12 protein-coding genes are annotated in these 13,387 nt (G+C 39.1%); 8 read left to right on the top strand and 4 right to left on the bottom strand.

Features of this window, described 5'->3' with window-relative positions; genetic code table 11:
- Nucleotides 1-5: 5 nt before the first annotated feature.
- Nucleotides 6-608, bottom strand: a complete 603-nt coding sequence (locus CWB77_RS08855; protein ID WP_138622393.1) for an aminodeoxychorismate/anthranilate synthase component II — start codon at nt 606-608, stop codon at nt 6-8.
- A gap of 1 nt (nt 609) precedes the next feature.
- On the bottom strand, nt 610-2,178 hold the full coding sequence (locus CWB77_RS08850) for an anthranilate synthase component 1 (RefSeq protein WP_075169140.1): 1,569 nt from the start codon (nt 2,176-2,178) through the stop codon (nt 610-612).
- A gap of 444 nt (nt 2,179-2,622) precedes the next feature.
- Between CWB77_RS08850 and rnm the strand changes: the two genes are divergently transcribed.
- From rnm to CWB77_RS08825, 5 genes are all read left to right on the top strand, one after another.
- A complete protein-coding gene (gene rnm, locus CWB77_RS08845) occupies nt 2,623-3,477 on the top strand; it encodes an RNase RNM (RefSeq protein WP_109874556.1) in 855 nt (284 codons plus the stop codon).
- Complete coding sequence (locus CWB77_RS08840; protein WP_138622391.1) at nt 3,474-4,094, top strand: L-threonylcarbamoyladenylate synthase; 621 nt, start codon at nt 3,474-3,476, stop codon at nt 4,092-4,094. Before rnm ends, CWB77_RS08840 begins: the two co-directional genes overlap by 4 nt.
- Before the next feature lie 2 nt (nt 4,095-4,096).
- Entirely contained in the window at nt 4,097-4,936 is an 840-nt protein-coding gene (locus CWB77_RS08835; protein WP_138622389.1) for a segregation and condensation protein A, read from the top strand.
- Nucleotides 4,937-5,082: 146 nt separating this feature from the next.
- The gene (locus tag CWB77_RS08830; RefSeq protein ID WP_010390221.1) at nt 5,083-5,634 is read left to right on the top strand and encodes a cytochrome b; all 552 of its coding nucleotides are present in this window, start codon (nt 5,083-5,085) and stop codon (nt 5,632-5,634) included.
- 1 nt (nt 5,635) lies between these two features.
- Complete coding sequence (locus CWB77_RS08825) at nt 5,636-6,217, top strand: YceI family protein (RefSeq protein WP_138622387.1); 582 nt, start codon at nt 5,636-5,638, stop codon at nt 6,215-6,217.
- A gap of 44 nt (nt 6,218-6,261) precedes the next feature.
- Here the strand turns inward: CWB77_RS08825 and CWB77_RS08820 are convergent, their stop codons facing one another.
- Together CWB77_RS08820 and CWB77_RS18415 are read right to left on the bottom strand one after the other, a co-directional pair.
- A complete protein-coding gene (locus CWB77_RS08820; RefSeq protein WP_138605991.1) occupies nt 6,262-7,095 on the bottom strand; it encodes a transporter substrate-binding domain-containing protein in 834 nt (277 codons plus the stop codon).
- A gap of 122 nt (nt 7,096-7,217) precedes the next feature.
- A complete protein-coding gene (locus CWB77_RS18415) occupies nt 7,218-7,385 on the bottom strand; it encodes a hypothetical protein (protein ID WP_007375427.1) in 168 nt (55 codons plus the stop codon).
- 413 nt (nt 7,386-7,798) lie between these two features.
- On the opposite strand from CWB77_RS18415, the gene CWB77_RS08815 reads away from it, so the two are divergent.
- The 3 genes from CWB77_RS08815 to CWB77_RS08805 all read left to right on the top strand — a co-directional run bounded on the left by CWB77_RS08815 (nt 7,799) and on the right by CWB77_RS08805 (nt 13,362).
- Entirely contained in the window at nt 7,799-8,734 is a 936-nt protein-coding gene (locus CWB77_RS08815) for an acetoacetate decarboxylase family protein (protein WP_138622385.1), read from the top strand.
- Between the two features lie 20 nt (nt 8,735-8,754).
- On the top strand, nt 8,755-11,004 hold the full coding sequence (locus CWB77_RS08810) for an NAD(P)-binding protein (RefSeq protein WP_138622383.1): 2,250 nt from the start codon (nt 8,755-8,757) through the stop codon (nt 11,002-11,004).
- A gap of 87 nt (nt 11,005-11,091) precedes the next feature.
- A complete protein-coding gene (locus CWB77_RS08805; protein WP_138622381.1) occupies nt 11,092-13,362 on the top strand; it encodes a TonB-dependent receptor in 2,271 nt (756 codons plus the stop codon).
- Nucleotides 13,363-13,387: the final 25 nt, after the last annotated feature.

The raw sequence follows: 13,387 nt of genomic DNA, 5'->3' as shown, positions 1-13,387 counted from the left end.
TCCTTTTATTTGGCATGTGTTAAATAAGCAACGCTTTGCTGCAGTAGCATTGCGCCATTGGGCGTTAAAATTGACTCTGGGTGGAATTGATAGCCCAGTGCATTGTCTTGATGATGATAAATAGCCATTGGTATATCTTGGTATTTGGCAATAACGGCTAAGTTATCAGGTACTTTTGTTGCCATTAAAGAGTGATAACGCGCCACTGGTATAGTGCTACCCATCCCGTTAAACACCGGGTGATCGTCTAACTCAATAATTGATGACTTACCATGTACGGTTTCACCAGCGTGACCGATTACTCCGCCATAGCTTTGTGTTAGCGCTTGTTGGCCTAAACAAATACCTAGCATTGGAAATTGGCTCTTACACAGGTTAATTAGCTCCATAAGGCAGCCTGCATCGCTAGGCGCACCAGGGCCTGGTGATAATACCAGCAGTACTTGTCCAAGCTCTGCCTGCATTTTTTCGAATATGATCTCTGCGCTAATGTTGTTTCGGTAAACTACTAACTCAGCACCTAGCATTGTTAGCTCATCAACAAGGTTGTAGCTAAATGAGTCAAAGTTATCTAAAAAGTAAATTTTAATAGGGTGTGCTTCACTCATTTTATACTGCCTTATACGTCGATTTAATCGCGGTGATCACCGCTTGGGCTTTAGCGCGCGTTTCGTTTGCCTCTGACATTGGATCTGAATCAAATACAACCCCAGCACCGGCTTGCACATACGCAATATTATTTTTAACAAAGGCGGCACGAATAACAATACAGCTGTCCATGGCACCGTCACCGGTTAAATAGCCAACTGCGCCACCATAGCTACCGCGACGTTTGCCTTCAGTTTTGCGTACTAATTCTGCCGCACGTACTTTGGGGGCACCCACTAAGGTACCCATGTTCATACAGGCTTGATAAGCATGCAGAGCATCTAATTCTGGTTTTAATTTTCCTACTACACGTGATACTAAGTGCATTACTTGTGAATAGCGGTCTACTTTTAATAGCTCTTTGGCATGGCGTGTACCAGGCACGCTAATACGAGCAACGTCGTTACGTGCTAAATCAACTAGCATTAAGTGCTCGGCACGTTCTTTTTGATCGTTTCTGAGCTCAAGTTCAATACGGCTATCTAAATCGGGATTAATTTGTCCATTTGCAAACTTACCCCGTGGACGAGTACCTGCAATCGGATAAACCTCAACTTGTTGAGACTTAACCTCATACTTAAGCGCAGACTCTGGAGAAGCGCCAAATAATGAGAAATCTTCATCACGCATGTAAAACATGTAGGGGCTTGGGTTTTGCTTTTTAAGCTGGCTATAAGCATGTAATGAGTCAGGGCACGGCAATGAGAAAGTACGAGAGGGCACCACTTGAAAAATATCGCCATCAACTATGTGTTGCTTAAGTTTTATCACTTGTTGGCAATATTGCTCATCACTAATATCAACATTTACAGGGCAGTCACCTGTTTGGCTTGGGGCACTAAAGTCTGCGGCGTGGTCGCACAATGTATTAAGGCGCTCTAATTGTTTGCCCACTTCAAAACAATTAGCGTGAACATCAGGGCCATTAAACACATTACCAATTAATTCGGTTGTTTGTTTTTGGTGATCAATAACAACCAATGTTTCGGCTAAATAAAATACGTAGTCTGGGCAGGTGTTTTCACCGTCAGGCACATCGGATAGTTGTTCAAAGTTAGCCACCATGTCGTAGGCAAATACGCCGCCTAAAAACACTGAGAACGGATTGTCAGTGGTGCTTCTAATACTATTTAAACAAGTGCGTAGTGCACTAAAAGCGTTATCTGCAATCAGTTTGCTAGCTTGGTCAATGGTGTCATCTGCTGGGTGATACTCAAGTGTGAGTGTGGTATCGGTTAACTGTGAAGCACAGTTTTGTACATTAGCCTGCAAATAGTTAAGTAGTTGTTGGCCGTTGTTTGATTGTGCACTGATGCTCACTTGGTTGCCTTGGCAAACAATACGCAATGCACAATCAACTAGTATTAAGCTTTTTACGCTATCTTTTGAATCTATTTCTGCAGATTCAAGCAATAGTGAGTTAGGTTTATCAAGTGCCGCATACAAGGCAAGTGGGCTACTTATGTAGTCTCGTACTTGCGTTATGCTGGTCACTTCACCTGGTGTTGTTGTTATATGACTAAAAATCAAACCTCATCCCCTAAAAAAATAAAACCCCGCAATGCTAAGCAGTGCGGGGTTTGAATAACGATGTCTAAATTATAGATAGACCATTACCGTCCCGCTATGCCAGGCGCCACCACCAATGATGTGTAAGAGTGTTTACGTTATTCATGTTTTTAATTCCTGTTAATCTTGTATTGCAAAATTTAGTGATAAAAAAACCCGCATGGTAGCGGGTTAGAATTTTTTGTTTAGACACGACAATTCATCACCCTTTGTTTTAAGAGTGCCACCACCAGATGATGTTTTGAATTGTATTTTTCATTGTTATTTATTCTTTAATGTCTAAAAGTGGCTACAGTAAAACGTATCAACTGCTTTTGTGTCAAGTGTTTATTTAAAACAATTTCGTTAAAAAACTTGTTATACTGTGTGAAACACCCTTAAACCATTAATTAAAGTAGTTTTCATTTGATAAAATACGACTTACATAGCCATACAACACACTCAGACGGACATTTAACCGTTGAGGAACTATTAGCGCGAGCAGTCGATAAAAACATTGATGTATTTGCCATTACCGATCACGATACTGTGGCCGCAATTGAGCCTGCGCAGGCTTTTATCAAACGTGAAAACTTGCCGCTTAAACTGATTAATGGGGTTGAAATATCAACCAAATGGGAGAGTTTTGAAATACATATTGTTGGGCTTAACATTGATACCAATGATCGCACTTTGAATACATTACTTAGCGAGCAACAGCAAAAGCGCGAAACCCGTGCAATTGAAATAGGCCATCGATTAACTAAAAATGGCTTTGAGGGTATTTATCAACAAGCCCGCGATCTGGCTGAAAATGCGCAAATTACTCGTGCTCACTTTGCCAGAGCTTTAATTGAGCGAGGTGTGGCTAAAAACTTTCCTGGGGTATTTAAAAAGTACTTAGGGCGAGGAAAAACCGGTTACGTACCGAGTAACTGGTGTGATATGCAAACGGCAATTTCAGCGATTCATTCCGCCGGTGGGGTGGCTGTTTTGGCGCACCCAAGTAGCTACAAAATGTCGAATAAGTGGTTGCGTAAACTACTCGTAGAGTTTAAATCAGTGGGCGGTGATGCAATGGAAGTTGCCCAACCGCAACAGGCCCCGAGTGAGCGTCAGTTTTTAGGCTTGTTGAGTCAAGAATACGACCTGCTTTGCTCTCAAGGCTCTGATTTTCATTTTCCGACTAGTTATTTAGAACTTGGAAAAAATTTATACTTACCTAAAGATTGCCAAGGGGTTTGGCAAACATGGGAAAAGCACGAAGGAGTTGCATTATGAGTCAATTATTTCATATACATCCGGATAACCCACAGCCTAGACTAATTTCTCAAGCTGTTGATATTATTAAACAGGGCGGCGTAGTTGTGTACCCAACAGATTCGGGATATGCGATTGGCTGTAATTTAGGTAACAAACAAGCAAAAGAGCGCATAGAGCGTATTCGTGGTATTGAAAAACACCATAATTTTACTTTAGTGTGCCGCGATTTATCTGAGCTTTCTACTTATGCTCGCTTAGATAACCAAATGTTCAGGCTGATCAAAAATAATACCCCAGGGCCTTATACGTTTATTTTTAAAGGCACAAAAGAAGTACCTAAACGCTTATTAAACGATAAGAAAAAAACCATAGGCATTCGTGTTATTGAACACCCAATTGCTTGTGCGTTACTTGCGGAATTGGGTGAGCCATTAATGTCATGCTCACTTATTTTACCGGGTGATGAATACACGCAAGCGGACCCCGATGACATTTTGGATCGTCTAGATAAGCATGTCGATTTAATTATTCATGGCGGATACCTCACAGAGCAAGCAACCACGGTAATTGATTTATCAGAGGACGATATTCAAATTTTACGTGTAGGCTGCGGCGATACGGCTCCATTTGAATAGCAATGAAAAAGCCAGACACGGTTTCGTTAATACCTACAGATATGCCAGTGCAGCAAAAGCTGCCACTGGCATTTTTGCATGGGAAAGCCGTTGTTGAAAAGCCTGAAGATTTATATATTCCACCTGATGCGCTTGAAGTTATTTTAGAAACCTTTGAAGGCCCGTTAGATCTGTTGCTTTATTTAATTAAAAAGCACAAGTTAGATGTTCTCGAATTATCTATATTTAGCATTACTGAACAGTATGTAAAATATGTAGAAATGATGAGTGAGTTTCAGTTAGAACTCGCCGGCGAATATCTCGTAATGGCAGCATTGCTGGCGCAGATTAAGTCGCGGCTATTACTGCCAGTGCATGAGGAATTAGAGGAAGAGGAAGATCCCCGCGCCGAACTTATAAAACGTCTACAAGAGTACGAACAATTTAAAAAAGCGGCCGAAAATATCGATTCTTTGCCCCGCGTTGGTCGCGATATATTTATCGCCAATGCAACTTTCCCAGAGTTAGAAGAAAAAAACCAACCCTTACCTGAACTGGCAATCAAAGATCTATTGTTAGCGCTAAGCGACGTAATGGCGCGTGCTAAAACATTTGAGCATCATTTAATTAGTGCGGAAACCCTGTCAACTCGTGAACGTATGAGTTTAATTTTACACACACTATCCCAAGCAAAAGCACCTGTTGCGTTTACCCAACTGTTTACCTTTGAAGAGGGCCGCAGTGGAGTTGTTGTTAGTTTTATTGCCATGCTAGAACTAATCAAAGAGGGCTTAATTGCTTGCTTACAAGTTGAGTCTGATAGCCAAATATATGTATCTCTTAATCAGCCTGCCGAAAGTTAACCTCCCATAAAGTTTTTTGCAATTATACTAAATTAATAGACTTTACTGTGCGTATACGCACGATAAGTGTTTGCATATGCTATTTTAATCGCCACTTATCCATTATATCGTAGTGTTATTACTAGATTAGAAATTGGCGATAAGCAATGTTTAAAAACTCAAAAACCGGTTATGGCCTGATGGCTATATTTTTACACTGGTTAATGGCGTTGACTGTCTTTGGTTTGTTTGGTTTAGGCTTATACATGGTTGAGCTAACTTACTATGATAGCTGGTATAAAGGCTCATTAGATTTGCATAAAAGCATAGGGCTGAGTTTAGCGGCTGTATTTGTTTTTAGACTGTTATGGCGTCGATTTAATGTAAAACCTAGCCCTATTGGGACCAACACTCAATTAAACCAGTTGGCCCAAACCGCACATATTTTAATGTATCTGTTTTTAGTGATTATTATGGTGTCTGGGTATCTAATCTCTACTGCTGATGGGCGACCAATCGAAGTGTTTGGCTTGTTTTATGTTAAAGCCATCGACTTTACCTTTGATTCTCAGGCAGATATAGCAGGGCAGATCCATTATTACAGCGCATGCTTACTGATCGGATTTGTGGTGCTACATATTTTAGGTGCGTTAAAGCACCACTTTATAGATAAAGATAAAACATTAATTAGAATGATCAAATTACAAAAGGAAGCTTAAAATGAAAAAGTTACTATTAACTTCAGCGTTATCAGCAGCGATGTTTATGACAGCTACCCATGCTACTGCTGCAGACTATGTTATTGATACCAAGGGAGCACATGCCTTTGTTAATTTTAAAATTAAACATTTAGGTTACAGCTGGTTGCACGGGCGTTTTAACACCTTTGATGGGCAGTTTAACTACGACCCTAAAAATCCAAACGCATCTCAAATTAGTGTAAATATCGACACAGCAAGCCTAGATTCAAACCATGCTGAACGCGATAAACACTTACGCGGTGGTGACTTTTTAAACGTAAGCAAATACCCACAGGCTAGCTTTAAAAGTACAGAAATTAAGTTTGATCAAGACGGTGAAGAAGCCACAGTAACCGGTGAGTTTACCCTTCATGGTATTACTAAAACAATTAGTTTTGAAATTGATAAGATTGGTGAAGGTAAAGATCCATGGGGTGGTTACCGTGTTGGTTTTGAAGGTGAAACCAGCTTAAAACTAGCCGATTACGGTATTGATTACGATTTAGGCCCAGCTTCAACGCACGTTGATATTGGTTTATTTATTGAAGGTATTCGTCAATAATACTGTTTTATAGTTAAAGCTAAGCGTTATCACGCTTAGCTTTTTTATTGTAAATGCGCTTCTAATTTTGATTTTAAGTGACTTGGTAACCACCGAGTTAATACTTGTTTATAGTCTTCAGTTTGCTTAATTAGTTTGAGTTGCTGATTGAGTGTGGCGATATCTTCTGCGCCTTGCTCGTTTTTAGTACAGCCAATGTAACCGTAACTAATTTTTGGTGCCTCAGTCAGCATGCGCTGCGTTAAATTGTCACTAAACCCCATCGTTTTTGCTAAATAATAATGCTCACTGGGGTAGCCTAATAAAATATCAATTCGCTCTAAGTTAAGCATATAGGTTAATGTACTGAGGGTATCACGAGTAGGTCTAATGACAATATTTGTATTAGGTGTGGTATTAATTATTTTATCAATTTCACTGCCGTATGAGCGATTCATCGATACACCCAAGGTGAGCTTTTTATTTACTAATAAATTAGTTAACGACACTGATTTACTACTTTCAATACCTAGCGCAATGCTCAGCTTTTGATGCATGGCTATAGATGGAGAAAGACCAGCTGTAGAGCTTTGATGCGTGAAATAAACACGTTCTTCTCGATATTTGTTTTTATAAAGTGATAATGCGCATGCATTTGATTGCAGGTTAGCGAGTTCCTGAATAACTTTACCAGAGGGAATAATGATACGTTCAAAGTTAATATGCGGAAGTTGTTGCTCTAATAGCGAAATTATACTTTCATCACGGCCCTGAGATTTATCCGGACCGCTTAAAATGTAATAGGGCGCAAAGTCATGCGTTATCCATTTTATTGTTCTGGCATCACACTTTGTGCTTAAAAATACACAGACGAACAGTATTATCCACGAAAACCGCATTTTCACTACAACAAATAAATAAACATGGATTTAAGTGTAGTCAGTAATACACCAAAAAGTAAAATGCCAGCATAAAGCTGGCATATTAATTTATTTATAAGTTAAACACTTATAAATAATAATTAACTGGCTTTCAGCCATTTTACAAATTGACGTGCATCACTTGCTTTTTGAAACAATGCATTTTTCAAACCTTGTGTATCGCTGAAGATTACACGATGTTTGTTAACCGAAATTGATTGCACTGGATGTGCTATTTGGATCATAGATCCGTTATATTTGTATGACATAATAAAACTCACTTTATTTTTGTTATTTATTCTGGGCTTTTTCTTAAAGCACATTACAGATGATAAATAATCTAATTGTGTTTAGCTTCATTACAGTGTTGACGATCTTTATGACACTTTTACGATGATATTAAAAATAAATCATCAAGGTATTAATAGGGGTTCTCGCCGTACAATAACTTAGCTTTTGAATATACGTTTTGCGGGGCTTACTGGATCAGGGTAAAGAGGTTAACCGCTAGGGCTTTTTATAGCCAGGCAGAAATAATACGACACAATATTTCTCTTTGCAAGCAATTTATTAAAATACTTTGAATTGAGTGGAATTCACATATAGCCATAAATATTAATTCGTAAAGGTCAACAGACCCGGATATATCTGACTATACTCAGTTTTTAACTGAGGGGGTCAAATGAACTCACTATCTGCGCCATATCAACATTTTTTATCTAATCCAATAGCAAAGCCGCCTTGTCGTATGCACAATGCAAATATGTATGGGTTTTTTGCTGAAATAGAATCTAATAAAGCACAAAAGTATATTGATTCAACGTTAAACATAGGGGAGGAGGGTAATATTTATTTTAAAATACTTGGCGAGTTTGCACTTATTACATTTACAGATATTGAAAAAATAGCCTCGATGACCCCGCCATTCGATCAGCATGGTTGGATGCAAGAAACAGATATTATCATTTGGTTGCCTGTCGCTAAGGTTGAGGATGAAGATATAACCTACTTATATTGGTATCCAGCGTTTATCTGTGTTAACAACATTTATGCACTTATTAATGGTCGCGAAACATGGGGCTATAATAAGTATTTGTGTGACTACACCATGCCCAGCTGTGTATCTGAGCTATCGAATTTTTCAATATCTTTAGAATGCTTTGAACATTTCTCCCCTGAATCAAAGCTACAAATGCATGAGCTATTTTCAATTACTATAAATTCTAAACACCAAGATAGCGATTTCTTCTCTATTATTGATGACTTTGGCGATCAAGTAGCAAATTTGTTTTCTCGCAAACATTTAGATATTGATTTTTCATTATTAAAGCAGTTATTGAGTGGCTTTGTTAATCCACAAATGGATCAAATTTTGTTAAAACAATTTCCTGATGGCAGTGGCGATTCAGCGGTATACCAGAGCGTAATGCACTCACCTTCAATGATTAAAAAAATACATAGCTTTAAATTTTTGAAACCTGAGTTTACTTTGCATCTTAATAAATTAGATAGTTTTCCACTTGCCGATATGTTTGGTCTAAAGTTAGGTAGTCAAGCGCTGCACTTACCTTTTTATGTGCAAATGGATTTCGACCAGTTAGCCGCAAATAAAATTTAAATTGCTTAGAAGGATTTACCATGAACCAAGAAAAAATCGTGATAATTGGTGGCGGTGTATCGGCTATGACTGCTGCACTGTATCTAACTGAGCAACCTGACTGGCAACAGCATCGAACTATCACAGTATACCAACAAGGCTGGCGTTTGGGTGGTAAAGGAGCAAGTGGTCGAAATGCGGCTAGCGGGCAGCGTATTGAAGAGCATGGCTTACATGTTTGGTTTGGTGCTTATGTAAATAGCTTTAAAACAATAGAAACGGTTTACACTAAATTACAACGGCCAGCCGATTCACCTTTATCTACATGGCAGCAAGCATTAAAACCGCATAGCTTTATAGCCTTAGAAGAATATATTGATGACCAATGGCAAACATGGCCAATTGATTTCCCATTACTTGCAGGGAATCCTGCTGATGGAAGTTTAGATATAACGCCATGGGATTTTATTAAAATGACCCTAGCTTGGCTAAAAAAGTGGATATTTGATTTACAGTCAGCAGCAAAAAAAGCTAATAAAAATATACAGCTAAGTACAAAAAAAACACGAGATCAATCTTTATTACGGCACTTGCACCAACAAATAACAGATTTGGTTGATGATACCGAAGATGCTTGGCAAGATTTTGCTGATGATATAAAACAATATTCGAGTGAAGTTGCTTCTACTCCAAGCTTATTAATCAATACATTAAATAAGTTTGCCCACGCCGACAATACATTAAACCCCCAAGTACATGAGAAAAAAGATGGCCTTGTTATTTGGTATATAGTTAGAAAGCTAAAGCGCTGGCTTAATAGCGAAATGATTGAGTTGTTAGACAATAATGCGCAGCTTAGACGATTATATATTTGCGCAGACCTTGCTATTGCAATGCTAGTTGGTTTGGTAAAAGACAAAGTATATCGAGAAGGGTTTGAGGTTATAAATAAATTTGATTTTAGGCAATGGCTTATAAGAAATGGGGCAAATGAGCAATACAGTGCTAATTCGGCGCCTATACGAGGGTTTTATGATTTGGTGTTTGCGTACCCAGCGGGTGACCTAAGTAAGCCCAATGTTGAGGCTGGTGTCGCATCACTGGCTATGTTACGCATCGCGCTGTGTTACCGCGGAGGGGTCATGTGGAAAATGCAAGCGGGGATGGGCGATGTCATCTTTGCTCCCTTATACGAACTACTAAAAAAAAGAGGGGTTAAGTTTGAGTATTTTCATCAATTGCAAAACCTGACTCCCAGCCTAAGTGAGCAAGGAGAGAGTTTTGTCGAGACCGTTGAACTTCAGCAACAAGTTTCTTTGCTCGCAGACGCAGAGTATCAACCACTGGTTAATGTTAAAAAACTACCTTGTTGGCCAAGTGAACCACTTTATGCGCAAATTAATAGTGAACAAGCCGCACTATTAAAGCAGCATGATATTAATTTAGAATCTTTTTGGTCAGACTGGCCGTCTCAATACGAAAACCATTTTGGGCAGCCACTGCCAATAAAAAAATTAAACTACAAAGAAGATTTTGACAGAATTGTGTTGGGTGTATCTGTGGCGTCACTTGAGCATGTATGCTCTTCGTTACTAGCATGGGATACAAAATTTGCAGCACAAGCAAAGCAAGTCAAAACGGTGGCAACCCAAGCTGCTCAACTATGGCTTAATAAAACAGACGAGCAATTAGGCTGGCAATATATTCCAAAGAGTAAAGAAGGCCCAATTCTAAGTGGCTTTAGCGAACCATTTGATACGTGGGCGGCAATGATGAATTTAGTCGACAAAGAGCAGTGGCCTACTGATTGCCCTCCTAAAAACATTGCTTATTTTTGCAGTGTTTTTCCTTGTGAGTACTATCCACCAAAAAGTGAACATCAATTTCCTCTACAGGCTAAATCGCAAGTAAAGGTAAATCTAGAAGCAATACTAGAAAAAAACATGCAGTCCTTATGGCCGCTTGCATATCAAAATAATGAGTTCGACTGGTCTGTATTATATGAAATATCGTCATCAGGGGATGAACGATTAAATGCTCAATACTGGCGAGTAAACGTTGACCCAAGTGAGCGTTATGTTTTGTCAGTTGCTGGTTCAAGTATGTATCGACTGGCGACAGATGAAACAAAATTTACAAACCTTTTTATTACCGGTGACTGGATTAAAACGGGTGTTAATGCCGGTTGTGTTGAAGCGGCTGTTATGGCAGGTATGCAAACAGCCAGAGCAATGGTGGGTTACCCACAACATATTAGTGGCGAAAATGCATTTGCAGTTATCAAAAATTAAAATACTCTTCCAGCACAGCTTTAATCGGTTGATTAGTATATAGTTAAACATGTTGTTTACATTTATTTAGCGCAAAGGTCACGTGAAATGAAAAATAAAGGCAAGCTTCTCAATAAAAATATATGGTTGGTATGCTTACCAGGCTTTTTACTGCCACTGCAGGCGAAAGTAGTGGTAGAGGGTAAAAGTGATGACCAACCGAACATGGAAATCATTGAGGTTTATGCGCAAAAAAGAGCGCAAAAAATTGAAGAAGTCGGCATTTCTGTAAGCACAATAAAAGGGGATGATCTCAAAGCGCAACAGGTTAAAGACTCAACAGAGTTATCTGTATTTGCCCCAAATTTAAAAATTAGTCAAAACGCAGCGGAAGGCACACCACCAGCAGTTAATATTCGTGGCGTAGGGCTAGTTGATTATAACACCGCTAATACATCGCCGGTAGCGATGTATGTGGATGATATAGCTGTGGGCTCTGCCAGTAACCAAATTGTAAACTTATTTGATATCGAGCAAATTGATATTTTGCGTGGCCCTCAAGGAACTTTATTTGGTCGTAACTCTACTGGCGGGGCTATTTTAATCCGCTCTAAACGCCCTGAGTTTGAACAAAGTGGTTATTTAAGTGCTGGTATTGCTAATAACAACGCGACCAGTGTAGATGCTATGTTTAATTCAGCTATTGGAGACAACACAGCCGTTCGTGTTGCGCTAAACCATCAAAATTATGATTATTCTACAAACAATATTTTCGCTGATTCACCAACAGCGGGCATGCGGCAAACAAATGGCCGAGTGTCCTTTTTAGCTGACTTTGACACTGTGCAGTTGTTGATAAAAGGGCATATTTCCGATTGGGATGGCATAGTTCAGCCTGTTGGCAGTATTGGGGTTATTGCAAACCCATTAACAGGAGAGCGATGCTCGCCAGCACAAGCAGGTTCAACCAACTGTTTTGATAACTTTGGATTTAATGATGGCAGTGATGATTTTTATACAGTAAGCGTTAATAATAATTCGCCACATAAAACCGATGGTAAGGGGGGTAGTGCCCATGTTAATTGGCAATTGGATACACACAATGAGCTTATTTCACTAACTAGCTATAACAAGTTAAAGCGTGATCATGCCTTTAATTGTGATGGCTCTCCAGCACGGTTATGTGAAGGCAATTTAGGTTTAAATACTGATTTAGTAACGCAAGAGTTTCGGTTGCAATCTCAGCTCGCAGAGCATTTTCTTACAACGGGAATTTATTATGCTGATGAGTCTATTATTCAAGACAATGTAAATGATATTTTGCGAGATTATCGAGGCATTTTAGAGACAGATTTAACCGCTACTTTTTTCTATGATAATAGGATAAAAACAAAGAGCATTGCAGCGTTTACCCAACTTGACTATCAATTAAACCAAGATTGGCTAATTACCGCTGGGCTTCGTTATTCTTATGAGTCTTTAGATTACGACTCAACATCCCAGCTTAATATTATTTTAGGCCCTAACAATTTAACCGGAGTTAAGGTGCCATTTTATCGTGTTCAGGGAGAGCAATCAGATAATGGCATTTCTGGTCAGTTGGCTGTGAACGTTAAGCTGGATGATGCAACCTATGCCTATTATCGATTTGCTAATGGCGCAAAAAGCGGAGGCTATAACGGTGGGTTTTTATCATCGGTTGAACAAGCACAGCTTGCTGATTATCAAAAAGAACGATTGAACTCACATGAAATTGGCTCAAAGTCTTGGTGGCCACAGTTGGGGATGCGATTTAATTGGGCTGCATTTTATTATGATTATAATGACCAACAGGTGTTTATGAATCAGCCTTCAGTATCTGATCAGAGCCCGCCTATTCAATTGTTAGAAAATGTGGCTGATTCGATTATATATGGCCTAGAGGCTGATTTTGAGTATTGGCTGACCGATGATTTGAATGTTAAGTTTGCTATGGGTTATATACCCCATGCAGAGTTTGAAGAATATGTTGATCCTTTAGGTAACGCATTAACAGATAATCGTTTGCCGTTTACCTCAAAATGGAACCTCAGTGCAGGCATTGAATACACGCACGTGCTGGCTAATCACCCACTAACAACGCAATTATTAGTTGATTATCAATCCGACTACTATTTTGATCAGAATCAAAACCCTTATGCGATGCAAGATGGCTATAGTATTTTTAATGCAAACATACATTATCAACATGATAACTGGGCGATTGCTATTTGGGGGAAAAACCTCTTTGGTACGCAATATAGTCACTTAAAATTTGATTTAAGCTCTTTCCTTGGCATGCTTGAAGACTTTAAAGGTGAAGGCAGGCGTTTTGGTTTAGATGTTAGTTATCAGTTTTAATTTTAGTCTTTAAATTAAGGTGCGA

The sequence above is a fragment of the Pseudoalteromonas sp. S1610 genome, from assembly GCF_005887465.1.
Classification (GTDB): domain Bacteria; phylum Pseudomonadota; class Gammaproteobacteria; order Enterobacterales; family Alteromonadaceae; genus Pseudoalteromonas; species Pseudoalteromonas undina.
Note: the sequence above shows the minus strand (reverse complement) of the source record. Positions and strands in the feature narration are given on the sequence as shown.

Coding starts and splice junctions, on each gene's coding strand:
- CWB77_RS08830 (WP_010390221.1), top strand. CDS start 5,083: ATGTTTAAAAACTCAAAAACCGGTTATGGCCTGATGGCTATATTTTTA.
- CWB77_RS08815 (WP_138622385.1), top strand. CDS start 7,799: ATGAACTCACTATCTGCGCCATATCAACATTTTTTATCTAATCCAATA.
- CWB77_RS08810 (WP_138622383.1), top strand. CDS start 8,755: ATGAACCAAGAAAAAATCGTGATAATTGGTGGCGGTGTATCGGCTATG.
- CWB77_RS18415 (WP_007375427.1), bottom strand. CDS start 7,385: ATGTCATACAAATATAACGGATCTATGATCCAAATAGCACATCCAGTG.
- CWB77_RS08835 (WP_138622389.1), top strand. CDS start 4,097: ATGAAAAAGCCAGACACGGTTTCGTTAATACCTACAGATATGCCAGTG.
- CWB77_RS08805 (WP_138622381.1), top strand. CDS start 11,092: ATGAAAAATAAAGGCAAGCTTCTCAATAAAAATATATGGTTGGTATGC.
- CWB77_RS08840 (WP_138622391.1), top strand. CDS start 3,474: ATGAGTCAATTATTTCATATACATCCGGATAACCCACAGCCTAGACTA.
- CWB77_RS08855 (WP_138622393.1), bottom strand. CDS start 608: ATGAGTGAAGCACACCCTATTAAAATTTACTTTTTAGATAACTTTGAC.
- CWB77_RS08825 (WP_138622387.1), top strand. CDS start 5,636: ATGAAAAAGTTACTATTAACTTCAGCGTTATCAGCAGCGATGTTTATG.
- CWB77_RS08820 (WP_138605991.1), bottom strand. CDS start 7,095: ATGCGGTTTTCGTGGATAATACTGTTCGTCTGTGTATTTTTAAGCACA.